At 41.4% G+C, this 26,755-nt stretch carries 21 protein-coding genes, 7 tRNA genes and 3 rRNA genes; 28 read left to right on the top strand and 3 right to left on the bottom strand.

What is annotated here, in order from left to right; translation table 11 throughout:
* The first annotated feature begins 13 nt into the window (after window positions 1-13).
* The 7 genes from rpsI to BK580_RS22790 all read left to right on the top strand — a co-directional run bounded on the left by rpsI (window position 14) and on the right by BK580_RS22790 (window position 5,127).
* On the top strand, window positions 14-406 hold the full coding sequence (gene rpsI / locus BK580_RS22820; protein WP_078382528.1) for a 30S ribosomal protein S9: 393 nt from the start codon (window positions 14-16) through the stop codon (window positions 404-406).
* A 376-nt stretch (window positions 407-782) separates the two neighbouring features.
* Window positions 783-1,199, top strand: a complete 417-nt coding sequence (locus BK580_RS22815; protein ID WP_078382527.1) for a hypothetical protein — start codon at window positions 783-785, stop codon at window positions 1,197-1,199.
* A 52-nt stretch (window positions 1,200-1,251) separates the two neighbouring features.
* Window positions 1,252-2,022, top strand: coding sequence for a hypothetical protein (locus BK580_RS22810; RefSeq protein ID WP_078382526.1), 771 nt, complete (start codon window positions 1,252-1,254; stop codon window positions 2,020-2,022).
* 62 nt (window positions 2,023-2,084) lie between these two features.
* Entirely contained in the window at window positions 2,085-2,537 is a 453-nt protein-coding gene (locus BK580_RS22805) for a hypothetical protein (RefSeq protein WP_078382525.1), read from the top strand.
* Window positions 2,538-2,721: 184 nt separating this feature from the next.
* Entirely contained in the window at window positions 2,722-3,165 is a 444-nt protein-coding gene (locus BK580_RS22800; RefSeq protein ID WP_078382524.1) for a YbaK family protein, read from the top strand.
* Window positions 3,166-3,228: 63 nt separating this feature from the next.
* Complete coding sequence (gene cwlD, locus BK580_RS22795; RefSeq protein ID WP_139364955.1) at window positions 3,229-3,951, top strand: N-acetylmuramoyl-L-alanine amidase CwlD; 723 nt, start codon at window positions 3,229-3,231, stop codon at window positions 3,949-3,951.
* Between the two features lie 126 nt (window positions 3,952-4,077).
* Window positions 4,078-5,127 carry an Mrp/NBP35 family ATP-binding protein gene (locus tag BK580_RS22790; protein ID WP_078382882.1) on the top strand — a complete coding sequence of 350 codons (1,050 nt, stop codon included), beginning with the start codon at window positions 4,078-4,080 and terminating at the stop codon, window positions 5,125-5,127.
* A 43-nt stretch (window positions 5,128-5,170) separates the two neighbouring features.
* On the opposite strand, the gene gerD is transcribed toward BK580_RS22790, so the two are convergent.
* The gene (gene gerD / locus BK580_RS22785) at window positions 5,171-5,800 is read right to left on the bottom strand and encodes a spore germination lipoprotein GerD (RefSeq protein ID WP_078382523.1); all 630 of its coding nucleotides are present in this window, start codon (window positions 5,798-5,800) and stop codon (window positions 5,171-5,173) included.
* Between the two features lie 157 nt (window positions 5,801-5,957).
* Between gerD and BK580_RS22780 the strand changes: the two genes are divergently transcribed.
* Entirely contained in the window at window positions 5,958-6,572 is a 615-nt protein-coding gene (locus BK580_RS22780; RefSeq protein WP_078382522.1) for a KinB-signaling pathway activation protein, read from the top strand.
* A 37-nt stretch (window positions 6,573-6,609) separates the two neighbouring features.
* On the opposite strand, the gene pdaB is transcribed toward BK580_RS22780, so the two are convergent.
* Window positions 6,610-7,374 carry a polysaccharide deacetylase family sporulation protein PdaB gene (pdaB, locus tag BK580_RS22775; protein ID WP_078382521.1) on the bottom strand — a complete coding sequence of 255 codons (765 nt, stop codon included), beginning with the start codon at window positions 7,372-7,374 and terminating at the stop codon, window positions 6,610-6,612.
* A 143-nt stretch (window positions 7,375-7,517) separates the two neighbouring features.
* On the opposite strand from pdaB, the gene BK580_RS22770 reads away from it, so the two are divergent.
* The 12 genes from BK580_RS22770 to rocF all read left to right on the top strand — a co-directional run bounded on the left by BK580_RS22770 (window position 7,518) and on the right by rocF (window position 15,148).
* Window positions 7,518-7,754 (top strand): hypothetical protein, encoded by a 237-nt coding sequence (locus tag BK580_RS22770; RefSeq protein ID WP_078382520.1) that lies wholly within the window; start codon window positions 7,518-7,520, stop codon window positions 7,752-7,754.
* A gap of 515 nt (window positions 7,755-8,269) precedes the next feature.
* Window positions 8,270-9,819, top strand: a 16S ribosomal RNA gene (locus tag BK580_RS22765).
* A 235-nt stretch (window positions 9,820-10,054) separates the two neighbouring features.
* A 23S ribosomal RNA gene (locus tag BK580_RS22760) occupies window positions 10,055-12,986 on the top strand.
* A gap of 118 nt (window positions 12,987-13,104) precedes the next feature.
* Window positions 13,105-13,221, top strand: a 5S ribosomal RNA gene (gene rrf, locus BK580_RS22755).
* Together the 16S, 23S and 5S rRNA genes with 7 tRNA genes alongside form the textbook arrangement of a ribosomal RNA operon.
* Window positions 13,222-13,230: 9 nt before the next feature.
* Window positions 13,231-13,305: transfer RNA gene (locus tag BK580_RS22750), tRNA-Asn, on the top strand.
* Between the two features lies 1 nt (window position 13,306).
* Window positions 13,307-13,379: transfer RNA gene (locus tag BK580_RS22745), tRNA-Thr, on the top strand.
* 16 nt (window positions 13,380-13,395) lie between these two features.
* Window positions 13,396-13,470: transfer RNA gene (locus BK580_RS22740), tRNA-Glu, on the top strand.
* Between the two features lie 14 nt (window positions 13,471-13,484).
* Window positions 13,485-13,560: transfer RNA gene (locus tag BK580_RS22735), tRNA-Val, on the top strand.
* Between the two features lie 11 nt (window positions 13,561-13,571).
* A tRNA-Tyr gene (locus BK580_RS22730) sits at window positions 13,572-13,655 on the top strand.
* A 154-nt stretch (window positions 13,656-13,809) separates the two neighbouring features.
* Window positions 13,810-13,884, top strand: a tRNA-Gln gene (locus BK580_RS22725).
* A 2-nt stretch (window positions 13,885-13,886) separates the two neighbouring features.
* Window positions 13,887-13,959 (top strand) — tRNA-Lys (locus BK580_RS22720).
* 289 nt (window positions 13,960-14,248) lie between these two features.
* Window positions 14,249-15,148: an arginase gene (gene rocF / locus BK580_RS22715; protein ID WP_078382519.1), complete on the top strand. Its 900-nt coding sequence runs from the start codon at window positions 14,249-14,251 to the stop codon at window positions 15,146-15,148.
* A gap of 215 nt (window positions 15,149-15,363) precedes the next feature.
* Here rocF and BK580_RS22710 read toward each other — a convergent pair whose 3' ends face one another.
* Window positions 15,364-15,534, bottom strand: a complete 171-nt coding sequence (locus BK580_RS22710) for an aspartyl-phosphate phosphatase Spo0E family protein (protein WP_078382518.1) — start codon at window positions 15,532-15,534, stop codon at window positions 15,364-15,366.
* 178 nt (window positions 15,535-15,712) lie between these two features.
* On the opposite strand from BK580_RS22710, the gene sigW reads away from it, so the two are divergent.
* From sigW to BK580_RS22665, 8 genes are all read left to right on the top strand, one after another.
* Window positions 15,713-16,276 carry an RNA polymerase sigma factor SigW gene (gene sigW / locus BK580_RS22705; protein WP_078382517.1) on the top strand — a complete coding sequence of 188 codons (564 nt, stop codon included), beginning with the start codon at window positions 15,713-15,715 and terminating at the stop codon, window positions 16,274-16,276.
* 20 nt (window positions 16,277-16,296) lie between these two features.
* The gene (locus tag BK580_RS22700) at window positions 16,297-16,911 is read left to right on the top strand and encodes an anti-sigma factor family protein (RefSeq protein WP_078382516.1); all 615 of its coding nucleotides are present in this window, start codon (window positions 16,297-16,299) and stop codon (window positions 16,909-16,911) included.
* Window positions 16,912-17,403: 492 nt separating this feature from the next.
* A complete protein-coding gene (cdaA, locus tag BK580_RS22690) occupies window positions 17,404-18,225 on the top strand; it encodes a diadenylate cyclase CdaA (RefSeq protein ID WP_078382881.1) in 822 nt (273 codons plus the stop codon).
* The gene (locus tag BK580_RS22685; RefSeq protein ID WP_078382514.1) at window positions 18,218-19,471 is read left to right on the top strand and encodes a CdaR family protein; all 1,254 of its coding nucleotides are present in this window, start codon (window positions 18,218-18,220) and stop codon (window positions 19,469-19,471) included. Before cdaA ends, BK580_RS22685 begins: the two co-directional genes overlap by 8 nt.
* Window positions 19,472-19,491: 20 nt before the next feature.
* A complete protein-coding gene (gene glmM, locus BK580_RS22680; protein ID WP_078382513.1) occupies window positions 19,492-20,838 on the top strand; it encodes a phosphoglucosamine mutase in 1,347 nt (448 codons plus the stop codon).
* Window positions 20,839-21,284: 446 nt separating this feature from the next.
* Window positions 21,285-23,087 carry a glutamine--fructose-6-phosphate transaminase (isomerizing) gene (gene glmS, locus BK580_RS22675; RefSeq protein WP_078382512.1) on the top strand — a complete coding sequence of 601 codons (1,803 nt, stop codon included), beginning with the start codon at window positions 21,285-21,287 and terminating at the stop codon, window positions 23,085-23,087.
* 851 nt (window positions 23,088-23,938) lie between these two features.
* Window positions 23,939-24,802, top strand: a complete 864-nt coding sequence (gene phaZ / locus BK580_RS22670; RefSeq protein WP_078382511.1) for an intracellular short-chain-length polyhydroxyalkanoate depolymerase — start codon at window positions 23,939-23,941, stop codon at window positions 24,800-24,802.
* Between the two features lie 334 nt (window positions 24,803-25,136).
* Complete coding sequence (locus BK580_RS22665; protein WP_078381946.1) at window positions 25,137-26,144, top strand: IS1595 family transposase; 1,008 nt, start codon at window positions 25,137-25,139, stop codon at window positions 26,142-26,144.
* The last annotated feature ends 611 nt before the right edge of the window (window positions 26,145-26,755 follow it).

Here is a 26,755-nt window from a genome sequence, read left to right as displayed (position 1 = left end):
GGAGGGTATAACTTTGGCACAAGTACAATACTACGGCACAGGTCGTCGTAAAAGCTCCGTTGCTCGCGTACGTCTAGTTCCTGGGAACGGACAAATCGTAATCAACGATCGTGATATCGAAAACTATATTCCATTCGAAGCTCTACGTAACGTTGTTAAACAACCATTAGCAGTTACTGAAACAGAAGGTAACTATGATGTATTAGTAAACGTTAACGGTGGTGGTTACACTGGTCAAGCTGGTGCAATCCGTCACGGAATCGCTCGTGCATTATTACAAGCTGATCCTGAGTTCCGTGCTTCTTTAAAACGTGCGGGTCTATTAACTCGTGACGCACGTATGAAAGAGCGTAAAAAATACGGACTTAAAGGCGCGCGTCGTGCACCTCAGTTCTCAAAACGTTAATTTCTATTACGTTTCAAAGACTCTCAACCGATTTGGTTGGGGGTCTTTTTTTGGTGTTGGGGATCCTTTAATCCACTCTTCTCAAATTTCCTTCCTCCACCCGACTTTATTCCCAATGACTAAAAGGATAGACACCCTATAATAGGTAAAAATGTTCTTTAAAGCGAAGAATTAATAAGTGAAAAGTTGGTAATTTTTCAAAAAACGACTATTTACAAAATTAAACAAAATAGGTAATAGGGAACTTTTTTAATCAACAGGCTTGTCCTATACTAAAACTAGGTTGTTCTTAATAATGAAAATTCGAATTTGTATCTTTTTCTACTAGGAGGGAGGAGGTTTTCAAAGCATCCCATTATAGCTTGGAGGGGATAAGATGAAATGGAAAAAGGTTGTGCTAGTTTTTGGGAGTACCGGTTTCCTTTTTGGATTCGCCAATATATATGTCAAAGCACATGGCCCAGATAATAATCTTTCGCACTGGCTCCAAACGAACTTGCAACAGAAATTAGATTTAACCACCTCTACATTATCAGTTTTTATGAACAGTTTTCATTTTACAGACTTCACTCATAAAGATCAGGAGCTTCATTCCATCCTCGAGACTTCAACCACAAAAACACAAGAAGAAATACTCATCCATCTAGAAAATTACCTAAATGATTTGTCAAAAACGAAAGAGCATTTAAAACAAGGTGCTCTTATTCACTATACAGAAAGGAAGGAAGGAACCATCCATATAGAAATGGAAAATGAGCTAGCGGAATTTTTAACAGAATTGATAGGCGAATAAGTGTAAGTAGAGAAAGTTTTGAAAAAATAGGAAAAAGAGAGGGAGATAAAAGATGACCATGAAAAAGAAGTTGATTGCGGGTGCAGTAGCGATAGGGATATTGTCAGGAGCTGGCTTTGCTTTTGCTAATAGTGATGCAGGCGGTTCGTTAAAGAGTTGGTATGATGGAGTATTCAATGAGACAAAGGCAACTGTGCAGGCGGAGTCGTTAAATCAAGCAGAAGAAGCCTTTGAACAATGGGGCAGTGAAAATGAAGGGTTGAAGGAAAAAGCGGCAGTCGCTATTAATACGACAAAAAATCAACAAATCAACAGGGTGGACGCAGAGATAACAACGGCAAAAGAGGCTCATATTCATTCACTCGAAGCTAAGAAAGAAGAATTGTTGGAAAACATGAATTATCAATTTTACAGTGAAGTCTTTCTTGAAGGGTATCTGGCGATTAATAGGCTGGGGGATGAGGCGTTATTAGCGGCAGGTGCTGATTATGCATCCTATACAGCTTCAGCCGGGGAAGTAGCGGTAAATGAGGTTACCCAGCAGCTTAATGCTGCCAAAGAAAATGCGGTGAGTGAATTACAAGAAGCAATTGACACTGCGAAACGAGAACTTTTGGCAGAGCTCGACCGAGAAACGGAAATTAGTACACGGAATCTCCAGAGTCAAATTAATTGGAAGGTAGGCGACTTACGGGAGGCGATAAAAGTTATTACAGCTGGTCTTTTAGAAGAGCAACAGGCAATTATCATAGCGAAGGCCCAGGAGCTTGAGGATGAGGCAAAAGCAAGCTTAGATGCAGTCGTTTCTGGATTAGGAAATTAAAGGGACAAGTTATATGGTTAGGGCTTCGCCGCGGTGGAGTCCTAACTTTAGGAGGGAAAGGAATGAGCAAGCGAAGAGGATTTTTCTTTAAACTCTCAGTTGGGGCACTTTTTATTTGTATACTCATTGGGGGGAGCATGAACATCGCTTTTGCTAATCAAGACATTGGCTCTCTGCTTACAAGTTGGTTTGATAAGAAAAAGAACGAATCAATCACCAGGATCGAGGAGACAATTGCGATAGAGCAAGAAAAACAAACAAGTCGCTTGAAGGAAGAGTTACAAGTAAAGTTAAAGGATTCGGAGCAAAAGCTAAAGGAATTTACCGATACCGAAATAGAAGCTCGTCTGTTGGAGCTCAAAAGGTATACCGATGAACTAATTCAAAACACAGAGTTTAGTTCCGAGGTGGATAAGGAAGAGTTTTTAGTCGAGTTAGATACGATTGTGGAGCTTGCTAAACAACAAATGGTGGAAATGGGGGATCGGGGAGTTTCTGATAGTACAGGGGAGTGAAAGCTTCTACGATATGTCATGAAAGCCGTCCCTCCTTTTTAAAGTAATCTCCTCTTTGTATTCCCTCGTAATTCGGAAACTTACCTCCGCATCCATTTTCTTACTTGGAAAAACGTACTCATTCATTTCACGCATGAAAGGACATCCCCCTTAGGAAACTAATGAAGGAAAGGGTGTGAAGGAAATGACGGTACTAACAACCTTTAAAGAAAAGCGAAGAGAAAAACAGATGAAATATGAACGTAAAATGCTTCGCGAAATATCTTTGGAAGTATTGAGAACAAAGGTAAAGGATTTTTTCTCCCCATACTTAAAAAACAAACAACAACAAATAACTGCGATTGAAGAAGGCTGTTTAGATGTTGCAATTGAAGCTTATCTTCTTGGTGCATCCTATAGCAAATTTGGTTATTATGGCGAATCAGTAGAAAAGGTGAAAACGCGTTGCCATGTGGAAGAGAAATACTTGATTGATACGTTATACGATTATTTTCTATATTGGGGTTCTATCGGCGATAATGATCTGGTACATGAATCCTTTTATCTCACTTGTGAGTCCTTTATTGATTATTGGTGGCGAGAGGGATTTCATAAAGGTGAAAAAAGGTATCGCTTGAGGCTTCACTAATTATCATAAACTTCCTTCTTGTCCCATATAGTGTTAAAGAGCGGACATGCGGGAGGGATACATATGCGAAGGTGGAAGTTCTGGGCTTTTATGACGGCAGGCCTTACCCTTTTATTTTTATTTCAATTTCAAGTCTTTAATGAAAAAACATGGGAACAATGGAATCTCCCACTAAGTGGAAAGATAATTATTCTCGATCCAGGTCACGGCGGTCCGGATGGAGGTGCTGTCGGTGGAGATATTTTAGAAAAAGACGTGGCGCTGCAAGTTTCTCTGTATTTAAAGGACTATCTACAGGAACAAGGTGCGCTAGTATTAATGACGCGAGAAGAGGATGTAGACCTCGCGAATCCGAATACTAAGGGTTACAGTAGACGAAAGGTAGAGGATTTACGAAAACGTGTAGAGATGGTAAATGAGTCGGATGGAGATTTATTTATTAGCATTCATTTAAATGCGATTCCCTCCCCAAGATGGAAAGGTGCTCAAACCTTTTATCAGCGTTCCGAGTCAAAAGAAAATGAACGAGTCGCTCGGTTTATCCAAGATGAGCTGCGTATCAACTTAGAGAATACGGACCGACTGGCAAAATCGATAAACGGTATTTATATATTAAAGCAAGCGAAAATCCCTGGAGCACTAGTGGAGGTAGGATTTTTATCTAATCCGTCTGAACGGGCGTTGTTAAGTACGGAAGACTATCAAAGGACCCTCGCAGCATCCATTTACAATGGGATATTACGGCATTATACATTAGAAGAAGACCCGGAAGATCCTCCTGAATAATAGGGGGTTCTTTCATGCTTTAAGCATTTGTGTAATCTACACTCTTCGAAATGGAGATATGTTATACTAAGAGTGTAAACGAATTCATTCTTATAAAGACTATAATGTGCAGGGGTGGGGTCAATGGTGTTAACAGAATCAAAGGTGGTACAACTATTAAAAGAACTTCAAGATCCAATTTTACATAGAACATTTGAAGAGACGAATGCGATAGAAGAGATTTCTATAAAGGAAGAAAAGAATCATGTTAGCGTGAAGATTGCATTAGCCAAAACTGGTACAGCTGAGCAAATGCAATTGCAAGGTACCGTCGTTAATCTTTTAAAAGAGGCAGGAGCGGCAACGGTAGGACTGCGTTTTACAGAGCTTCCAAAAGAAGTGGTCGACAAGTTCGGCGCAACAACCACAACCCAACAGGAAGAGACGTTACTTTCAAGTAATAAAACAACTTTCTTGGCTATTGCCAGTGGAAAAGGTGGCGTTGGTAAATCAACGGTATCTGTAAACTTAGCGGTTTCATTAGCTCGCCTTGGAAAAAAAGTAGGACTTATTGATGCGGATATTTACGGCTTTAGTGTACCGGATATGATGGGGATAACGAAGCGTCCAGTTGTTCGCGGCGAAAAAATCATTCCAGTAGAACGTTTTGGGGTACAAGTAATTTCAATGGGCTTCTTCGTGGAAGATAATTCGCCTGTAATATGGAGAGGGCCGATGCTTGGGAAAATGTTAAACAGCTTCTTTAATGAGGTGGAATGGGGAGATCTAGACTATCTATTGTTGGATCTACCACCAGGAACGGGAGATGTCGCGCTTGATGTTCATTCCATGTTACCAGCATGTAAAGAGCTAATCGTAACTACTCCACATCCAACGGCAGCTTTTGTAGCGGCACGTGCAGGCGCGATGGCGCTAAAAACCAATCATGAAGTTATTGGTGTTATCGAAAATATGGCATATTTTGAAAGCAAAAAGACGGGTGAAAAAGAGTATGTATTCGGTCAAGGTGGAGGGAAAAAGTTATCAGAAGAGCTTCAAGCTCCACTGCTCGGACAATTACCTCTTCAACAGCCGGATTGGAGCGAGGAAGACTTTGCGCCATCTATTTATCAAAATGATCATGACCTAGGGAAAATATATTTAGACATAGCGTCTAAAGTAGTAGAGTTAACATAAATGAAAGGCAGACCTAAATTAGGTCTGCCTTTTGTGTTAGTAGTTATTCTTCTCCTCCGCCGTTAGCAGATTCTTCTCCACCTTCACTTCCGCTGCCTTCTTCAGAGCCTCCACCTTGCTCTTTTTGGCCACTTTGCATCTCTTCGGCACCTTTTAGAAGGAGAGCTTGAAGTTTTGCTTTAAATAGAGGACTTTCAAAGGTTTCCGTAATAACCTTTTGTAGGTGTGTACGGAATTCCTTGCCACTTAAAACAGCTACCATTTGTTTTTCCATTTCTGGATCTTGTAACACTTGAACCATTAAGCCTTGATATTCGGGATCTTTCATTAAATCCTTAATAAGCTTTTCGTGCTCTTTTTGCATACTTTTTGCAAATGTCTCGGCAAACTTTGGATCCTCAAATGTCTTCTTCCAGAACTTTGCACCTTTTTCACTATCAAGTGTTTGTTGAATAGCACCTGTAACAATTTCTTGGTCTAATACAAAGTTCTGCTTCATTTTTTCGTCGGTCATAATCTCTTCAATGGCTTTTTTACCATCGTCTGTCTTTAATATATCCACAACCATTTTTTTGGTTTCTTCATAATCCATTTGGCCGCTACCATTTTCCCCCTGTGCACACCCAGAAAGTGCGAAACAGATAAAAAGGAACGGCAAAAGGTAGTTTTTCATTAGAAAACTCCTTTCAACAGGTTTTGCATACACTTAATATGTGACATTTTTAATGAAATATACAAATTTGAATGTGGCACAATATAGATTTTTCACTCGTCAATTGATACAATCATAATTGGTGTCTTTAATCTGTTTTTAATGGAGGAAAAGAAAAGTGAACAGTCGTAATTGGGTTCGATTATTTCTCTCCACATTATTTGTTGGTGGAATTAGTACAGTTATTGTAGCTTTCGTTGTGGATTGGCATAAACATAGTGAAATAGTTGCTTCCGGAGATGTGATGGAGCTCTTATCTGTCACGTTTTGGTATATCGGGATCGGATTAATCTTTAGCGTCATCAGTCAAATGGGCTTCTTTGCCTATCTAACGCTCCATCGTTTTGGTTTAGGTATTTTCAAATCGTATTGGAGTACTGTACAAGTAGTCTTGATTATCTTTGTTTTATTCGATTTAGTGTATTTCCGATATATTGCATTTGCAAATGAAGGGGATTCCTTGTTTCCTTACTTTGCATTCCCCATTTTCCTACTGATTTATGGGTTAATGGTGGCATTTGTAAAAAAAGCACAAACGAATCGACATGCATTTATTCCAGCGTTATTTTTCATGGTAGTAGTAACAACGGTTGAATGGTTCCCGGTACTTCGTGAAAATGAACCAGCGTGGCTTTTGCTTATGTTGTTCCCACTGCTAGCATGTAATTCCTATCAGATGTTGATTTTACATAAGCTTAATCAACCGAGAGGAAAAGCAGTTACTGCAAAATAAAAAGAGGCGTCCTTCTAAATATTGAAGGACGCCTTTTTTATTGAATTTCTTTGCTTTCTGCTTTCGTATTATTTATTAGCTCCGTTACTGAGCTAATTTCTAATCCTTTGTTTTTAATATGTTGAATGATTTCAGGTAGGGCATCCTCTGTTTGTTTGGCGGAATCTGATGCATGGAGAAGAACGATATCCCCATTGCTTATATGCTTTGTCACATTATCCACAATAATTTCTTTCCCGGGATTAATTAAATCATGAGAATCGATGCTCCAATGCACAATTGTAAACCCTAATGAATTAGCGATTTTTAAGACTCTCTTATCAAAATCCCCTTTAGGAGGGCGTAGTAAAGAAACCTCTTTAACCCCAAGTTTCTCAAAAACCTCCAATGACTTTAATATATCCCTTTTCATCTTTAAGTCCTCTAAATCCTTATAGTTTTCATAAGCATACCCCATGCTACCTATTTCGTGACCATCCTCTACTATTCGTTTAACGATTTCGGGATGTCTCTCTGCCCAAGAAGCAGACAAGAAGAATGTAACGCCTACAACATTATTTTCTTTTAACGTATCGAGGATAGGAAGCGCCTTTTCATCTCCCCAGCTGATATCAAACGATAAAGCGACCTCTTTTATTTTCCCTTCTCCTTTATAAATCGCTTTTGGAACATCCTTCGCTGAAAATACCGGTAGATTAGAAAAATTCTCTATATATAAGATCCCAGCGGTAAAGAAAGATGCCAAAATGATGATTGATAATTGCTTGAACTTTCTTCCGTTAATCACATAGAAAAAATTCATACTTTTCCCCCTTGTCCACGGTATCTACTAATAAATATTCAATGGGACAAAACTTATGATAAAAAAATTCGAGAAAATGTTTCATAAAAAATAGTTTTATGGAAAAAAATACAATATAACGATTTTTAACTTGAGGTGAAAAAATGATTGGAATGTTGTTCAATAATAAAGAAGTAAAAGAATTGGAGTACTTGTTAAAAAGAGAGTTAGAGGAACTGCTTCACGATTTTGAAGATAAACGTATAGATAGGATAGTAAAGCATGCCATGGAGGAACGCTATAAAATTCTTTATAATATATTCAAGAGAGTTGCTCCGCCGACTGAATGCATAAAGTATATTCGTTCTAGGGCTGTTAATTGGGAAAGGGAAACATTATAAGGAAATTGAAGCTGCTAAGGGTGTATAAGTTGAGAACTGTATACCAGCAGTAATAAATAGTTTGCACTTTGCGTAACGAAAGCGAACTACGAACTTCCTGCATTCCCTGATACCTATCGATTGTAGGAGAAGGGAGTGGGACCTATACGAAGGTTTTCTTTTTTGTTATATTGAAGAAATTAGATAGATGGAGCTTAACTTTCAAGCTTAATTTCAACATGAAAGTAGTTTTTTATATTTTTTTGAAAAAGTGGTTGACGGTTATTTGAGATCCATGATATATTATTACTTGTCGCTGCGAGAGACAAACGCTCGCAAGACAGAAAATAAAAAAACATGTTGACACGAAACAATGAAACATGTTATATTAATAAAGTCGCCTCTGAGCGACTAAGCGATTGAAATGATCTTTGAAAACTAAACAAAACAACAGCGTCCACGTTAATCTATAATGATTAACAAAGAACGAAAAAGTAACACAAGCTAGTTAAATTTTGAGCAAATGCTCAAACTCTTTATTGGAGAGTTTGATCCTGGCTCAGGACGAACGCTGGCGGCGTGCCTAATACATGCAAGTCGAGCGGACTTACAAAAGCTTGCTTTTGTAAGTTAGCGGCGGACGGGTGAGTAACACGTGGGCAACCTGCCCTTAAGACTGGGATAACTTCGGGAAACCGGAGCTAATACCGGATAATATAAAGAACCTCCTGGTTCTTTATTGAAAGATGGTTTCGGCTATCGCTTATGGATGGGCCCGCGGCGCATTAGCTAGTTGGTGAGGTAACGGCTCACCAAGGCAACGATGCGTAGCCGACCTGAGAGGGTGATCGGCCACACTGGGACTGAGACACGGCCCAGACTCCTACGGGAGGCAGCAGTAGGGAATCTTCCACAATGGACGAAAGTCTGATGGAGCAACGCCGCGTGAGTGATGAAGGCCTTCGGGTCGTAAAGCTCTGTTGTTAGGGAAGAACAAGTGCGAGAGTAACTGCTCGCACCTTGACGGTACCTAACCAGAAAGCCACGGCTAACTACGTGCCAGCAGCCGCGGTAATACGTAGGTGGCAAGCGTTGTCCGGAATTATTGGGCGTAAAGCGCGCGCAGGTGGTTTCTTAAGTCTGATGTGAAAGCCCACGGCTCAACCGTGGAGGGTCATTGGAAACTGGGGAACTTGAGTGCAGAAGAGGAAAGTGGAATTCCAAGTGTAGCGGTGAAATGCGTAGAGATTTGGAGGAACACCAGTGGCGAAGGCGACTTTCTGGTCTGTAACTGACACTGAGGCGCGAAAGCGTGGGGAGCAAACAGGATTAGATACCCTGGTAGTCCACGCCGTAAACGATGAGTGCTAAGTGTTAGAGGGTTTCCGCCCTTTAGTGCTGCAGCTAACGCATTAAGCACTCCGCCTGGGGAGTACGGTCGCAAGACTGAAACTCAAAGGAATTGACGGGGGCCCGCACAAGCGGTGGAGCATGTGGTTTAATTCGAAGCAACGCGAAGAACCTTACCAGGTCTTGACATCCTCTGCCAACCCTAGAGATAGGGCGTTCCCCTTCGGGGGACAGAGTGACAGGTGGTGCATGGTTGTCGTCAGCTCGTGTCGTGAGATGTTGGGTTAAGTCCCGCAACGAGCGCAACCCTTGATCTTAGTTGCCAGCATTCAGTTGGGCACTCTAAGGTGACTGCCGGTGACAAACCGGAGGAAGGTGGGGATGACGTCAAATCATCATGCCCCTTATGACCTGGGCTACACACGTGCTACAATGGACGGTACAAAGGGCAGCAAAACCGCGAGGTCGAGCCAATCCCAGAAAACCGTTCTCAGTTCGGATTGCAGGCTGCAACTCGCCTGCATGAAGCCGGAATCGCTAGTAATCGCGGATCAGCATGCCGCGGTGAATACGTTCCCGGGCCTTGTACACACCGCCCGTCACACCACGAGAGTTTGTAACACCCGAAGTCGGTGGGGTAACCTTTTGGAGCCAGCCGCCTAAGGTGGGACAGATGATTGGGGTGAAGTCGTAACAAGGTAGCCGTATCGGAAGGTGCGGCTGGATCACCTCCTTTCTAAGGAAAAAGACGCTGTTTGTTTTGTTTAGTTTTGAGAGAGCATTCTCTCAAATGATTATATACGCACTGAAATTCCTCCTTAATATGATGGAAATCAGTCGCTATGTATGTTCTTTGAAAACTAGATAACGTAAGTAATATCAAGATACATTCACAAGTATCGTTCATCTTAGTAATTTTCTTTTAGATAACATCGCTGTTATCGAAAAACACGACAATTAAGTTTGTCAACGGTTAAGTTATTAAGGGCGCACGGTGGATGCCTTGGCACTAGGAGCCGATGAAGGACGGGACTAACACCGATATGCTTCGGGGAGCTGTAAGTAAGCTTTGATCCGGAGATTTCCGAATGGGGAAACCCACTACTCGTAATGGAGTAGTATCTTTACCTGAATACATAGGGTACTGAAGGCAGACCCGGGGAACTGAAACATCTTAGTACCCGGAGGAAGAGAAAGCAAATGCGATTTCCTGAGTAGCGGCGAGCGAAACGGAATTAGCCCAAACCAAGAGGCTTGCCTCTTGGGGTTGTAGGACACTCAACATGGAGTTACAAAGGAACGGGGTAAATGAAGCGACCTGGAAAGGTCCGTCGTAGAAGGTAAAAACCCTGTAGTTGAAACTTCGTTCCCTCCTGAGTGGATCCTGAGTACGGCGGGACACGAGAAATCCCGTCGGAAGCAGGGAGGACCATCTCCCAAGGCTAAATACTCCCTAGTGACCGATAGTGAACCAGTACCGTGAGGGAAAGGTGAAAAGCACCCCGGAAGGGGAGTGAAATAGATCCTGAAACCGTGTGCCTACAAGTAGTTAGAGCCCGTTAATGGGTGATAGCGTGCCTTTTGTAGAATGAACCGGCGAGTTACGATCCCGTGCAAGGTTAAGTCGATGAGACGGAGCCGTAGCGAAAGCGAGTCTGAATAGGGCGAATGAGTACGTGGTCGTAGACCCGAAACCAGGTGATCTACCCATGTCCAGGGTGAAGTTCAGGTAACACTGAATGGAGGCCCGAACCGACTCACGTTGAAAAGTGAGCGGATGAGGTGTGGGTAGGGGTGAAATGCCAATCGAACCTGGAGATAGCTGGTTCTCTCCGAAATAGCTTTAGGGCTAGCCTCATATGTTAGAGTCTTGGAGGTAGAGCACTGATTGGACTAGGGGTCCTCATCGGATTACCGAATTCAGTCAAACTCCGAATGCCAAAGACTTATCTATGGGAGTCAGACTGCGAGTGATAAGATCCGTAGTCAAGAGGGAAACAGCCCAGACCGCCAGCTAAGGTCCCAAAGTATACGTTAAGTGGAAAAGGATGTGGAGTTGCTTAGACAACCAGGATGTTGGCTTAGAAGCAGCCACCATTTAAAGAGTGCGTAATAGCTCACTGGTCGAGTGACTCTGCGCCGAAAATGTACCGGGGCTAAACGTATCACCGAAGCTGCGGACTGTTCTTTGAACAGTGGTAGGAGAGCGTTCTAAGGGCGTTGAAGCTAGACCGGAAGGACTGGTGGAGCGCTTAGAAGTGAGAATGCCGGTATGAGTAGCGAAAGAAGGGTGAGAATCCCTTCCACCGAATGCCTAAGGTTTCCTGAGGAAGGCTCGTCCGCTCAGGGTTAGTCGGGACCTAAGCCGAGGCCGAAAGGCGTAGGCGATGGATAACAGGTTGATATTCCTGTACCACCTCCACTCCGTTTGAGCAATGGGGGGACGCAGAAGGATAGGGTAAGCGCGCTGTTGGATATGCGCGTCCAAGCAGCAAGGCTGAGAAGTAGGCAAATCCGCTTCTCATATAAGGCTGAGCTGTGATGGCGAGGGAAATATAGTACCGAAGTTCCTGATTTCACACTGCCAAGAAAAGCCTCTAGCGAGGAGTATGGTGCCCGTACCGCAAACCGACACAGGTAGGCGAGGAGAGAATCCTAAGGTGAGCGAGAGAACTCTGGTTAAGGAACTCGGCAAAATGACCCCGTAACTTCGGGAGAAGGGGTGCTCTGTTAGGGTGTTAAAGCCCGAGAGAGCCGCAGTGAATAGGCCCAGGCGACTGTTTAGCAAAAACACAGGTCTCTGCGAAGCCGTAAGGCGAAGTATAGGGGCTGACGCCTGCCCGGTGCTGGAAGGTTAAGGGGAGAGGTTAGCGCAAGCGAAGCTTTGAACCGAAGCCCCAGTAAACGGCGGCCGTAACTATAACGGTCCTAAGGTAGCGAAATTCCTTGTCGGGTAAGTTCCGACCCGCACGAAAGGCGTAACGATCTGGGCACTGTCTCAACCAGAGACTCGGTGAAATTATAGTACCTGTGAAGATGCAGGTTACCCGCGACAGGACGGAAAGACCCCGTGGAGCTTTACTGTAGCCTGATATTGAATTTTGGTACAGCTTGTACAGGATAGGTAGGAGCCTGAGAAGCCGGAGCGCTAGCTTCGGTGGAGGCGTCGGTGGGATACTACCCTGGCTGTATTGAAATTCTAACCCGCAGCCCTTATCGGGCTGGGAGACAGTGTCAGGTGGGCAGTTTGACTGGGGCGGTCGCCTCCTAAAGAGTAACGGAGGCGCCCAAAGGTTCCCTCAGAATGGTTGGAAATCATTCGTAGAGTGTAAAGGCACAAGGGAGCTTGACTGCGAGACCTACAAGTCGAGCAGGGACGAAAGTCGGGCTTAGTGATCCGGTGGTTCCGCATGGAAGGGCCATCGCTCAACGGATAAAAGCTACCCCGGGGATAACAGGCTTATCTCCCCCAAGAGTCCACATCGACGGGGAGGTTTGGCACCTCGATGTCGGCTCATCGCATCCTGGGGCTGTAGTCGGTCCCAAGGGTTGGGCTGTTCGCCCATTAAAGCGGTACGCGAGCTGGGTTCAGAACGTCGTGAGACAGTTCGGTCCCTATCCGTCGTGGGCGCAGGAAATTTGAGAGGAGCTGTCCTTAGTACGAGAGGACCGGGATGGACGCACCTCTGGTGTACCAGTTGTCTTGCCAAAGGCATAGCTGGGTAGCTACGTGCGGACGGGATAAGTGCTGAAAGCATCTAAGCATGAAGCCCCCCTCAAGATGAGATTTCCTTTAGCTTCGGCTAGTAAGATCCCTGAAAGATGATCAGGTAGATAGGTTCGAGGTGGAAGCGTGGCGACATGTGCAGCTGACGAATACTAATCGATCGAGGACTTAACCCAAAAACAATGAACGATACTTAGTGAATCTTGATATGAAAATACGTTATCTAGTTTTGAAAGAATATAAAAAGAGGAATATTCTCTTGTTTTCTTTCTGAAAAACATATAATATTATTTGTCTGGTGGCGATAGCGAAGAGGTCACACCCGTTCCCATACCGAACACGGAAGTTAAGCTCTTCAGCGCCGATGGTAGTTGGGGGCTGTCCCCCTGTGAGAGTAGGACGTTGCCAGGCTAGTATTGTTCCACCATAGCTCAGCGGTAGAGCATTCGGCTGTTAACCGAAGGGTCGTAGGTTCGAATCCTACTGGTGGAGCCATGCTTCCATAGCTCAGCAGGTAGAGCACTTCCATGGTAAGGAAGAGGTCACCGGTTCGAATCCGGTTGGAAGCTTAGACAATATTATATAGGCCCGTTGGTCAAGCGGTTAAGACACCGCCCTTTCACGGCGGTAACACGGGTTCGAATCCCGTACGGGTCACCATTTTTTTATTTTACGGAGGATTAGCTCAGCTGGGAGAGCACCTGCCTTACAAGCAGGGGGTCGGCGGTTCGATCCCGTCATCCTCCACCATATACCCTTTTGGAGGGGTAGCGAAGTGGCTAAACGCGGCGGACTGTAAATCCGCTCCTTCGGGTTCGGCAGTTCGAATCTGCCCCCCTCCACCATTTAACTTCTGAATGTGAATTCCGGAGTTTTTGTTTGGAAAGCTGTATAAACACCTGAATAGTAGAGATACTAAATGAAGTTAGTAATTAACTTAAATAGGTTTGATTTTTTTATGTAGCATTTTCGTGAGAGTAATCCACGAAGTAACTTCGATGGGCTATAGCCAAGCGGTAAGGCATCGCACTTTGACTGCGACATGCGTTGGTTCGAATCCAGCTAGCCCAGCCAACGTGCCATTAGCTCAGTAGGTAGAGCATCTGACTTTTAATCAGAGGGTCGAAGGTTCGAATCCTTCATGGCACATAATTTATTTAAAATGATAATAGTATAACTATTTGATTCCACTAGGATTCATCAAGAGCATTTCAAAAGAGAATATTACATAGATAAACCTTAGACTATTATATCAGTCTGAGGTTTTTTGTATTTCTCGAAAAGAAAGGTGTCTGTAGCGCCGACAAGCTCAGAATCAGAAATGCTAAAAACTGTTTAATAATTTAGAACTGCATATATATTCAATAATATGTCGAGTTGAGTCATAGGTCTTTTCACTATACAATGATAGTAATAGGGAAAAGGGAGGACACTGTTCATGAAAAAGGATATTAGTATTATTGGTGTACCAATGGACTTAGGACAAACACGCCGAGGTGTGGATATGGGTCCTAGTGCGATTCGCTATGCTGGAGTAGTTGATAGGTTAGAGAAGTTACAGCATACAATTGAGGATCTAGGTGATATCGAGATTGGATCCAGGGAGAGAACAACTTCTAATGAAAGCAATTTAAAAAATTTGAAAGCGGTTGCGGAGGCTAGTGAGACGCTTGCTGCAAAGGTAGATGGAGTGGTCACACAAGGGAAGTTTCCTTTAGTATTAGGTGGAGATCACAGTATTGCCATTGGTACGATTGCTGGACTTGCGAAGCATTATCCTAATATGGGCGTGATTTGGTATGATGCGCATGGGGATTTAAATACAGGTGAGACATCTCCTTCAGGTAATATTCATGGGATGCCACTTGCGGTAAGCCTTGGCTTAGGAAATCCGACCTTAACTGGTATCGGTGGCTATGAAACGAAGATAAAGCCGGAAAATATTGTGATTATCGGTGCGCGCTCTTTAGATGAAGGGGAGAAAGTACTTATAAAGGAAAAAGGCATTAAAGTATTTACGATGCATGAGATAGATAGAATGGGTATGACAGCGGTGATGGAGGAAGCGATTGCGTATCTAAAAGAACGAACAGATGGCGTACATCTTTCTTTAGATTTAGATGGCTTAGATCCGCATGACGCACCTGGAGTAGGAACACCAGTTTTAGGTGGAATTTCATACAGAGAAAGTCATTTAGCGATGGAAATGCTGGAGGAAGCAAATATTTTAACTTCAGCAGAGTTTGTGGAAGTGAACCCAATTCTTGATGAGCGAAATAAAACGGCAACTGTTGCAGTTGCGTTGATGGGGTCACTTTTTGGTGAAAAGTTACTTTAAAAAAATTTGCCAGCAACGATTAATTCGTTGCTGGCAAATTTTTTTATTTGGTAAGAAAGTATAAAATACGCTTTTAGGACAAGGTTTTTAAGCTAGGGTAGTTACGTCCAGCTCCAGCGCCTAGCCCCTCGAGGTCATAAGACAGTTTTCTGCGGTGGCCAAAGAACAACCTCGTCCGAAAACTGTCTTATGCTGGTTGGGGCTGAACGAGGCGCTTACGCTTTTGTTCTTTGAAGTTGCAAATATTGATTGATTAAGGAGTCAAGTGAGGTGCTTGCATCTATTACTTCTTTTGATTGAAGATGATTGTTAAAGGACAGACTAATCATTTCTTCCCTTTTTCTCTCAATTGCATTTTCTAAATAGACGGTAGCGTGGGTAGACACTGGAAAACACTCCTCTTTTATAGAATGAGAAAAAATAATTTTAGTAAAAAGTACCCTGATTTATCCTTTTCTAAACATTTTTAGTTATTTTTTGTTAAAATATAATTATAGAAAAAAATGAAACCTTTTTAGGCTAGGTCCGTATGTATAGAAGACCGCCAGACAACGGGGGAACGGAATGGAAGAACTCATAAAAAAGAGAATTAAGCAGATAAAAAAGGGCGATCAAGATGCGTTTGGAGAAATAGTTGAGATTTTCAAGGATAAAATCTATCAGCTTGTTTATCGTATGGTAGGAAACGCACATGAGGCAGAAGATGTTGCACAGGAAGCGTTTATTCGAGCATATATTAATATAAACAGCTATGATACAAACCGAAAATTCTCGACATGGCTCTACCGTATTGCGACAAACCTAACAATTGATCGAATACGAAAGAAAAAACCAGATTATTATTTGGATGCGGAAGTTGCTGGAACGGATGGGTTAACGATGTATTCTCAAGTCGCAGCAGATATTGCGTTACCTGAGGAAGAGGTTGCAAGTATGGAGCTTCAAAATGAAATTCAAAGGCAGATTTTAAAGCTTCCAGATAAATATCGCTCCGTAATCGTTTTAAAGTACATTGATGAGCTCTCATTAATTGAAATAAGCGAGATACTCGAAATCCCAGTAGGTACCGTAAAAACAAGAATACACAGAGGGCGAGAAGCACTAAGGCAGCAATTGCGCCATGTTTAATTCTGGAGGTGTAAGAAAAAATGAAAGAATGTCCGGAACATGTCGTCCAGCAAATGCATGAGTATTTAGATGGTGATTTAGAGAAAGTCCAAGAACAAGAGCTAAAGGCTCATCTTCAAGAATGTCAGAATTGTTATCAACAATTTCATGAGTTAGAGAAGGCGATGGCCCTTGTACAAAGTACATCTCATATAGCAGCACCAAATGATTTCACGCAACGAGTGATGAACAGTTTGCCGAAAGAAAAGAAAACGATTGGAATGAACAGATGGATGAGGAGTCATCCGTTATTCGTTGCGGCAGCGATTTTCTTTATTTTAATGACAGGTAGTATGTTTGGGAACTGGCAGAAAGATGAATTATCTTTCACTAATCAACCCAATTTAGTTTTAGAGGATAGTACGGTCGTTGTTCCTAATGGTAAGGTCGTTGAAGGGGACGTCGTGGTGAAGAACGGAAACATTCGTGTAGAAGGCGAAGTCAAAGGGAATGTGACTGTAATCAACGGGGAGAACTATCTGGCATCAGCAGGACAAGTAACCGGAGATATTAAAGAAATTAACGAATTGTTTGATTGGATCTGGTTTTCAATCAAAGATGGATTTACCAAAGCACTAAGTATATTTGAAGAATAGTTCGTCTAAGATGCTTGAACAATCAAGCATCTTTTTCTGTGTTAAGGAAAAAATAAAATAAGTATAGAATATTGTTCAACCACAAAGACACTTCTGTTCGTAAGAGGCCATGACAAAGTTGCTATAGTGTTAACTTTCAACATGGGAGATTAATACAAGACTATGGCTCATTAAACGTTATGTTTAGCCCGTCTCCTCTGTTGATCGGAGTGCAAGGTGTGAGACTCCTGCGGGAGGAGCGTGTCAAGGGAGACCCCGCAGGCGTACTTTTCGCCGAGGAGGCTCCCGAGACCGCCCGCGGAAAGCGAACACCTAGCACGGAGATCAACAGGATGTTTAAAGAGGGCCACTTTACTTATCAAGCCTGAATATACAGTTCATCGTGGTTTTATTAACTAGCATTAAATTTATGTTATAATAACATAGTTACGGTTTTCGTACTTGATACATAAATCTTGTACTGACAAAGGAAGTGTGAGAATGCCTTTTGAGATACCTTTTGGAGATATACCCTATATAAATTATTTAGCAAATGTGATAGATATATTATTGGTGTGGTTTGTCATATACAAGCTCATCATGGTAATACGTGGAACTAAAGCTGTTCAGCTATTAAAGGGAATTACCGTTATTGTTGTGGTTAGAATTATCAGTAGCTTTTTGGGACTAAGCACTTTACAATGGTTGATGGACCAAGCGTTAACTTGGGGATTTTTAGCAGTTATTATAATATTCCAACCAGAGCTACGTCGGGCACTGGAACAATTAGGTAGAGGGAAGTTGTTCTCTAGAAGTGGCATTCCGGATGAAGAGGAACATGCGAAAATGGTAGAAGCTGTCGTGAAGTCTGTTCAATACATGGCAAAGCGACGTATTGGGGCTCTTATAACAATTGAAAGAGAAACAGGTATGGGAGATTACATAGAAACGGGAATTCCGTTACAAGCGAGAGTTTCATCTGAGCTATTAATCAATATTTTTATCCCGAATACGCCTCTTCACGATGGAGCAGTTATTTTACAAAAGAATCAGGTTGCTGCAGCTGCTTGTTATTTACCGTTGTCTGAGAGCCCATTTATTTCTAAAGAATTAGGGACAAGACATCGTGCAGCATTAGGAATTAGTGAAGTAACAGATAGTGTAACGATTATTGTTTCTGAGGAAACAGGAAGTATTTCTGTAACGAAGAATGGCGAGCTTCATCGAGATTTAGAACCAGAGCTATTCAGTGAGTTATTAATGAAGGAAATGGAAACTAGTATGAAAACAGCTTCCTCAACACGCTGGCAATGGAGGGTGAAGAAGGATGGATAAGTTTATAAATAAACGATGGATCATGAAGATTATTGCCTTACTACTAGCATTTATGCTCTACATGTCCGTTAATATTGACACGACGTCCACCCAACAAAGAGGCAGTAGCACTCCTTCCCCATTCCCTAGTAGAAGCGTTGATGTGGAAACTGTTACAGATGTTCCGGTTTCTGCCTATTATGATCGGGATAATTTAGTAGTATCCGGTCTTCCACAGAGTGTGGCAGTTACCTTAGAAGGACCAACTGGAACAGTGAAGCCAGCAGCGCTTCAAAAGGATTTCGAAGTGTACTTAGATTTAAGTAACCTGGAAATAGGGACTCATCAAGTACCTTTACAATGGCGAAATATATCTAATAAACTAGATGTTACGATTGAGCCAGGAGTCGCTTCTGTAACTATTCAAGAAAAAATCACCGAGGATTTTCCTGTTGAGGTTGATTTTATAAACAGAGCACAAATAGGAGAAGGCTACCAACCAGAGCAGCCGATTGTAAAACCGAATATCGTAAAGGTGACAGGATCTAAAGAGCTTATTGATAGCATTGCATTAGTGAAAGCGAGAGTGGATTTAAAGGGAGTCAATGAATCCATCGAGCAACAATCGAGAGTAACCGTATATGACCGAGAGGGTAATACCTTAAATGTCGAAGTAGAGCCAGCGGTAGTAGACGTAAGCGTACCTATTACTAGTCCATATAAAGCAGTTCCACTGAGAATCAATCGAAAAGGCTCTTTAAAAGAAGACTTGAGCATTAAAAAAGTCGAGGCAACCCCGAATGAAGTAACGATTTATGGACCAAAGGGCGTAATTGATAAAATCGAATACCTGGATAACATTGATCTTGATTTGACTAAAATTACAAAAAGTACAACGATTGAGGTCGATGTTCCTGTACCTGATGGAGTAAGACGAGTGGTGCCAGAGAAGATTAATATAAAAGTAGAGGTAGAAAAGGAAGAACAAAAGACTTTCACTAATTTACCTATTAAATATATCGGGTTATCTGCTAACCTAGAGCTAGAAATGATAGACCCAGAAAATGGATTGATGGACTTAACCGTATTAGGCGCACCAAGTGTGCTTGAGGGGTTAAACAGCACTGATATGGAAATGTACATTAATGTGACGGACCTTGGTGAGGGAGCCCATGAGTTGCCTCTTGAGATAAATGGCCCGCAAAATGTGTCGTGGGATTTACCGAAACGAAATGTGAAATTTAGATTAATAGAAATTAGAGAGTAGTAAAAAGGAGCGATTTACTGATGGGTAAATATTTTGGTACGGATGGAGTGCGTGGAGTTGCAAACTCGGAACTTACGCCAGAACTTGCATTTAGACTCGGACGTTTCGGAGGTTATGTATTAACAAAAGATCACACTCGTCCGAAAGTTTTAATAGGTCGTGATACACGTATTTCTGGTCATATGTTAGAGGGAGCTTTAGTTGCAGGCTTACTATCAATTGGAGCGGAAGTAATGCGGTTAGGTGTCATTTCAACACCAGGTGTTGCCTACTTAACAAAAGCATTGGGAGCTCAAGCAGGTGTTATGATTTCTGCATCACACAACCCGGTACAAGATAATGGGATTAAATTCTTTGGGCCAGACGGATTTAAGCTATCAGATGACCAAGAAGCGGAAATTGAGGCGCTTCTAGATGAAGAGAAAGATCAGCTACCACGTCCTGTTGGAGCAGACCTTGGTCAAGTAAATGATTATTTCGAAGGCGGGCAAAAGTACCTTCAATTCTTAAAACAAACTGTAGATGAAGATTTCTCTGGCATACATATTGCTTTAGACTGTGCACACGGTGCAACTTCTTCTCACGCAACGCATCTTTTTGCTGATTTAGAAGCAGACATCTCAACGATGGGATCAGCTCCTAACGGCTTAAACATAAATGAGGGTGTTGGCTCTACACATCCAGAAACACTTGCAAAATTAGTGCTAGAAAAAGGCGCAGACATTGGGTTAGCGTTTGACGGAGATGGAGACCGCATTATTGCAGTTGATGAAAAAGGGCAAATCGTCGATGGTGACGAAATCATGTTCATTTGTGCGAAGTATTTAAGTGAGCACGGTCGTCTTCGTCATAACACGGTAGTGTCGACTGTCATGAGTAATTTAGGCTTCTACAAAGCGTTAGAAGCACATAATGTGGAAACAAAGCAAACAGCTGTTGGAGACCGTTATGTAGTGGAAGAAATGAAGAATGGCAACTTCCTATTAGGTGGAGAGCAGTCTGGACACATCATTTTCCTTGATTACAACACTACAGGAGATGGCATGCTTACTGGATTACAGCTAGTTAATATCATGAAGCTAACGAAGAAAAGCTTATCAGAGCTAGCCAGCGAAATGACGAAATTCCCGCAACTACTTGTGAACGTGAGAGTAACGGACAAGCACCATGTTACAGAGAATGAAAAAGTAAAAGCTGTTATCGAGGCAGTGGAAGCGGAAATGGGTGGAAATGGTCGTATCCTTGTGCGTCCATCTGGAACAGAGCCATTAGTACGTGTAATGGCAGAAGCACCAACTCAAGAGCTTTGCGATGAATATGTTGAAAAAATTGTTGCTGTTGTACGTGAGGAAATGGGAACAGAATAATAAGCTATAACAAAGAGAAAGATATGCATACACCGCACCCTTCATGCAGTGTATGCATATCTTTTATTATAATTCCTTTCTATTTACTGGAAGAGAATTAGTAAAAAGATTGACGAAAAGAGGAAAGGAATGTAAGATATTATTTGTTGTTATTCAAGAATAGAAAGGAGCATAGATGTTAGAGAGTTTTACCAAAAGCGCCTGAACTAAGCATTGTACGGAAATGATAGCTTAGTTGACGAGGTGGAGGTTTATCGATATTTCGGCGGATGCCTCCCGGTTGCCAATCACAACCGATAAAGATCAGTTTAAAGCATAAAGGCAACTTTATGTACAAAGACTGGTACTATGATTTAAAAAAATAATTTATAGGTAATGTGGGGGCAGGACTGTCCCTTTATTATGGTGTGCTTTCTTGTCCCTGCTACTTTGGGAGGAAAACTAACATGTGCGGAATCGTAGGATATATTGGAACACAAGATACAAAGGAAATTCTTTTAAAAGGCTTAGAAAAATTAGAATACCGTGGCTATGACTCAGCTGGTATTGCTGTTATGAACGAAATGGGTGTTCACGTATTCAAAGAGAAAGGTCGTATCGCAGACCTTCGTGCAATTGTGGATAATGATGTAACAGCTTCTGTTGGAATCGGTCATACACGTTGGGCAACACACGGTGTACCTAGTAAAGTAAATGCGCATCCACATCAAAGTACTTCTGGACGTTTCACACTTGTGCATAATGGTGTAATTGAGAACTATGCAATCCTAAAGCGTGAATATCTTCAAGATGTAAACCTTGTGAGTGAAACAGACACAGAGGTTGTTGTACAAATCATCGAGAAATTTGCACAAGAAGGATCACACATCGAAGAAGCTTTACGTCGTACTTTGGCAATTCTTAAAGGTTCTTATGCGATTGCATTAGTCGATAACGAAGATCCAGAAACGATCTATGTTGGGAAAAACAAAAGCCCATTACTAGTAGGTGTTGGAGATGACTTTAACGTTGTAGCTAGTGACGCAATGGCAATGATTCAAGTTACGGACCAATTTGTTGAGTTAATGGACAAAGAAATGGTTATCGTGAGAAAAGAAGCCGTTACACTCAAAAAGCTAAACGGTGAGATCGTGGAGCGCGCTCCATATACAGCAGAAATTGATGCAAGTGATATAGAAAAAGGCACATACCCACATTACATGTTAAAAGAAATCGATGAGCAGCCATTAGTAATTCGTAAGCTCATCCAAAAATATCAAGATGAAACTGGTATCTTAACGATTGATACCGACATCATCCAAGCAACGCAACAAGCAGACCGCATCTACATCGTAGCGGCGGGAACTAGTTACCATGCAGGTCTAGTTGGTAGCCAAATGATCGAAAAGCTTGCAAAAGTACCAGTAGAAGTACACGTAGCAAGTGAGTTTAACTACAACATGCCAATTCTTTCTGAAAAGCCACTATTCATCTTCATTTCTCAAAGCGGAGAAACTGCGGATAGCCGTGCTGTGCTTGTTCAAGTAAAGGATTTAGGCCACCCAGCATTAACGATTACAAACGTACAAGGCTCGACGCTTTCTCGTGAAGCAGATTACACATTACTTCTTCACGCTGGTCCAGAAATTGCCGTTGCTTCTACAAAAGCTTACACAGCACAATTAGGAGTACTAGCAATTTTCGCTTCCGTACTTGCTGAAGCAAAAGGGCACACAGTAGAATTCGACCTCGTGCAAGACCTTGGAATCGTGGCAAATGCGATGGAAATTCTATGTGACGAAAAAGAAGAGCTAGAAAACCTTGCACGTAAATTCTTATCAACAACAAGAAACTGCTTCTTCATCGGCCGTACAATGGACTACTATGTAGGTCTTGAAGGTGCATTAAAGCTAAAAGAAATCTCCTACATCCAAGCAGAAGGATTTGCTGGAGGAGAACTAAAACACGGAACAATCGCTCTAATCGAAAATGGTACACCAGTTATCGCTATTTCTACACAAGAACAAGTAGACTTAAGCATCCGCGGTAACGTCAAAGAGGTAGTAGCCCGCGGTGCAAACCCTTGTATCATTTCCATGAAAGGCCTAGAAACAGAAGAAGACAGCTTCGTTATCCCAGCGGTAAACGAATTACTATCTCCACTTGTTTCTGTTATCCCACTACAGCTGATCTCTTACTACGCAGCATTACACAGAGATTGTGATGTTGATAAGCCAAGAAACCTTGCGAAGAGCGTGACGGTGGAGTAATTTATTTATTGTTCAAAACACAAATTGTAGCTCTGAAATAAAATCGCGATGTTTATAAAAAAGATGCGATGTTTTGAAGAAAGTCGCGAAACTATACCCCTTTAGATATGATTATCTAAAGGGGTGTTTTTATGTTGAAAAGAAATCGAACATCTAAGATTGAACAGTGGATTAAGCAGAACGAGGTACAGTATTGGAACAGATAATAATCCTTGGTTATGGGTCGTTCAACTAGTTTAAAGGGAGTAAAGACTAAAAGAGATTTTGCGAGAAATCAGGGATGAAATACGTCTTAGAAAAGTTTCTGTTGACAACATCGCACATATGCATTATTTTATAAACCAACATGCCATCACCAACAAAGGCGAGTTTCCTTTGACTTAGAAAACTTCCCGTAGTTAAACCATTGTCAATCTATCCGCGAGAGAAAGAGCACTGGGAAATGAAAACACAACACGGTACAATGAATGTAGAAGCATGGCATTAACGATCCATATACCTCACTAGAGCATCCTACACTATAGAAGATCTTCTCATTACCAGCAGAAATAGACTATCCTTCTCAAGGAAGACAATCCTGAAAAAACGCATCTAGCGGTCCTTTCGTTTATTGAGGATCATAGAGCAAAACTGACAATATGGAATATAGGCGGCCGTTACCCTACGACGGATCCAGAACAATATTGATAACGTTCAATATGCCTGTAGACGAAGTTTACCAAATTCCGGAGCCGATATTTTATTGCGAGTTGTAGCCGGTCCAAAAGCATAAGCGTTAAAATACTACTTCTCCGTGAAATTCGAAAACGTATTTTCTGGCAGCTTTTTGTGTTCAAAAAAGGAGGACTTTTATGAATATTAGATTGAATAATGGCGAAAATCTTTCCTATATAAAAAGGCAAGGCGGAGAACATGTTGTACTTTTAATTCATGGAAATATGGCATCATCCGTTCAATATGATTTGTTATTTGAAAAAATGGATTCAATTTATACAATTTATGCAGTCGATTTACGTGGGTATGGGAATTCAACCTATCATAAGTCTATAAATTCTATAAGAGATTTTTCGGAAGATCTTAAACAATTTGTTGATCAATTAGATTTGAAGAAAGTTTATTTAATAGGGTGGTCAAACGGTGGTGGTGTAGCCATGCAGTTTGCTGCTGATTACCCAGAACATGTAAATAAAATGGTTTTGCTTTCCTCCATGTCTACACGAGGCTACCCAGCTTTTAATGCAAATGGTGAAAGAATTCATTCAAAAGATCAAATAGCTACTGCCCCTGGATTGAGTATGATGTTAGATGCACAGAGAACTAATAACCAAACCTTTTTCAAAGCAGCTATGGATCAATTACTATATTCAATTAACCAACCAAATGATGAACAGTATCGAAAATATTTAATAAGTGCAACTCAGCAGCGGAATATGCTTGATGCTGCACATGCAGCGAATATTTTCAACATAAGTACAGTGTCTAATGGTGTTGTTGAAGGTACTGGGGAAATAAAAAATATTCATGCGCCAATCCTAGTGATTTGGGGAAAAAATGATCTATTAACTTCTGAAGAAATGACCCTTGAATTAATTGAGGATTTGAAGAAGGCTGGAATTAAATTCAGTTATTCACCAATAAACGCCGGGCATGCTTTGCTGATAGACAATATAGAAAAGGTGCTTGAAGAAACGGATAAATTTTTTAATGTAACTTGATAGCATTATTATTTTAGTCGTGGTTTAATTGGTCTTCAACTAATACCACTAATTTTCAGTATACCCGATCTTTCTCAAACGAAGCGCGATTGTGGAATAACGCAGGTGGAAAATGATTAAACTTTCTTATAAAATTTGAAAAACACAGTACAAAGAAAGAATCCATTCTGATCAATCTATTTCCCACAATGGCTTCTTCTGTTTACAGTAATATAGGGCTTTTTTGTTTATAAGGGCTTTTAATAGAATAAAAAGCCTGTTTTCGTAAATATTGTGGATATTATTCTACTCTCATATAATACTATAAAGAACGTATGTACGGGAGGTAGTTCCGATGTGGAAAAAGGTATATCAAACTTTTAATCATTTGCCTGACGTAGAAAAGGATAAGTTTATTCGTGCTTTGGAACGGGATAAAACTTCCATCAAATCCGATATTGCCAAGTTTATCTCCAACATTCGCGAAACTCGTTTCAGCGAGGGACTTGGGTGTGTTCATTGTGGATCAACTGCGGTAGTTCGACACGGAAAATATCGTGGTCGCCAACGCTATAAATGTAAGGATTGCTTTAAGACTTTCAACGATATGACCAATACTCCCATAGGAGGCACACATAAACCTCATCTGTGGCTTCAGTACATCGAGTTGATGGTGGAAGGATACACCCTTCCCAAAATTGTAAAGCGTCTGAATATCCATATATCTACGGCATTCTACTGGAGGCATAAAGTGTTAAATGCTGTCCGTTCCATTGGTGACAGTGTTCTTCAAGGTGTCATTGAAAGCGATGAAACTTACCTCCTAGAAAGTATGAAGGGAAGCAAGCATATCTCTCACAGGAAGTCTCGTAAACGTGGTGGAGTGGCTCCTGAGCGTGGGATCAGTAAAAGTCAGGTAAGCATCCTGGTGGCAATGGATAGAAACGGCAATATCATCAGTCGTAAAAATGGCTATGGGAGAACAACTGCCTCTGAAATCGAGAGTGTGTTGGGGGATTTTATCGATTCATCCAGTATCTTGTGTACCGATACGGCGACAAATTACAAGAAATTCGCCAAGTTGAAGAAACTACCGCACGAAACCATCAATGCAAGAAAAGGGATTTATGTACGAAAGCATATCTACCATATTCAACACGTAAACAGCTACCATAACCAATTAAAGCGGTGGCTGGATAGATTTCAAGGGGTTTCGACCCGATGGTTAGACAATTACCTGTATTGGTTCCGTTTTCTCCAACTAAATAAAAAATTACCTTTTGAGGAGCAGATTAATTCGTTATTATTGGGGTGTTGCAGGGGATCCAATTACGCAACGATTGAGGAACTAAGAGCTGCTTAAATTGATTTGCAAGATGGTGAGCAAGATGATTTTTGCATATAAAAACAGTTTCGTTATATGAAAACGAAACTGTAATTAAGATTTTCTTTAGCTTCTATTCCGATACAAATTACTAAGTGAATGAACTATTTGCGAATTTTAAGAAGAAATGAACCTGTTTTTAGTTAACCAACCATAAACAATACATAAATGATTTGAACCGAAGATATAACAAGAGGAACAATAGAAATTATTTTCAACCATAATTTTTTTGTTGCAAACCCTATTACTAAGATTACTATACCTAAAATCAACACACCAATCATAGATAAAAACGTCATTAAAATTCACACCCCTTCCAATTTCTGCATAGTGTAATTTTACACTAATGGGGTATTTTTATCAATATAATCTGAATATTAATACTTATCGTTGTCACGAATAATTACCTTTTGCTGAAAAAACCACAATATTTTAGAAAACAGGCAATAAAAAAGAATGGATAAATGATTGGGATATCCTTTTGGAAGTTCATAATGGAGAATTTACAAAAAAGGAGTAAGAAAAGGGACTTCGAATCGGAGTCCCTTTCATGCTAATTTGTCTAACGAGTCAGGTTAATAGAATAACAG

Source organism: Sutcliffiella halmapala, from assembly GCF_002019665.1.
In the GTDB taxonomy this organism is placed as follows: domain Bacteria; phylum Bacillota; class Bacilli; order Bacillales; family Bacillaceae_I; genus Sutcliffiella_A; species Sutcliffiella_A halmapala.
This window is presented reverse-complemented; position numbering and strand designations above follow the sequence as displayed.

Coding starts and splice junctions, on each gene's coding strand:
- cwlD (WP_139364955.1), top strand. CDS start 3,229: ATGCGAAGGTGGAAGTTCTGGGCTTTTATGACGGCAGGCCTTACCCTT.
- pdaB (WP_078382521.1), bottom strand. CDS start 7,374: ATGAATTTTTTCTATGTGATTAACGGAAGAAAGTTCAAGCAATTATCA.
- BK580_RS22700 (WP_078382516.1), top strand. CDS start 16,297: ATGAAAGAATGTCCGGAACATGTCGTCCAGCAAATGCATGAGTATTTA.
- BK580_RS22810 (WP_078382526.1), top strand. CDS start 1,252: ATGACCATGAAAAAGAAGTTGATTGCGGGTGCAGTAGCGATAGGGATA.
- BK580_RS22815 (WP_078382527.1), top strand. CDS start 783: ATGAAATGGAAAAAGGTTGTGCTAGTTTTTGGGAGTACCGGTTTCCTT.
- rocF (WP_078382519.1), top strand. CDS start 14,249: ATGAAAAAGGATATTAGTATTATTGGTGTACCAATGGACTTAGGACAA.
- sigW (WP_078382517.1), top strand. CDS start 15,713: ATGGAAGAACTCATAAAAAAGAGAATTAAGCAGATAAAAAAGGGCGAT.
- BK580_RS22770 (WP_078382520.1), top strand. CDS start 7,518: ATGATTGGAATGTTGTTCAATAATAAAGAAGTAAAAGAATTGGAGTAC.
- glmM (WP_078382513.1), top strand. CDS start 19,492: ATGGGTAAATATTTTGGTACGGATGGAGTGCGTGGAGTTGCAAACTCG.
- phaZ (WP_078382511.1), top strand. CDS start 23,939: ATGAATATTAGATTGAATAATGGCGAAAATCTTTCCTATATAAAAAGG.
- BK580_RS22665 (WP_078381946.1), top strand. CDS start 25,137: ATGTGGAAAAAGGTATATCAAACTTTTAATCATTTGCCTGACGTAGAA.
- glmS (WP_078382512.1), top strand. CDS start 21,285: ATGTGCGGAATCGTAGGATATATTGGAACACAAGATACAAAGGAAATT.
- BK580_RS22800 (WP_078382524.1), top strand. CDS start 2,722: ATGACGGTACTAACAACCTTTAAAGAAAAGCGAAGAGAAAAACAGATG.
- gerD (WP_078382523.1), bottom strand. CDS start 5,800: ATGAAAAACTACCTTTTGCCGTTCCTTTTTATCTGTTTCGCACTTTCT.
- BK580_RS22685 (WP_078382514.1), top strand. CDS start 18,218: ATGGATAAGTTTATAAATAAACGATGGATCATGAAGATTATTGCCTTA.
- BK580_RS22805 (WP_078382525.1), top strand. CDS start 2,085: ATGAGCAAGCGAAGAGGATTTTTCTTTAAACTCTCAGTTGGGGCACTT.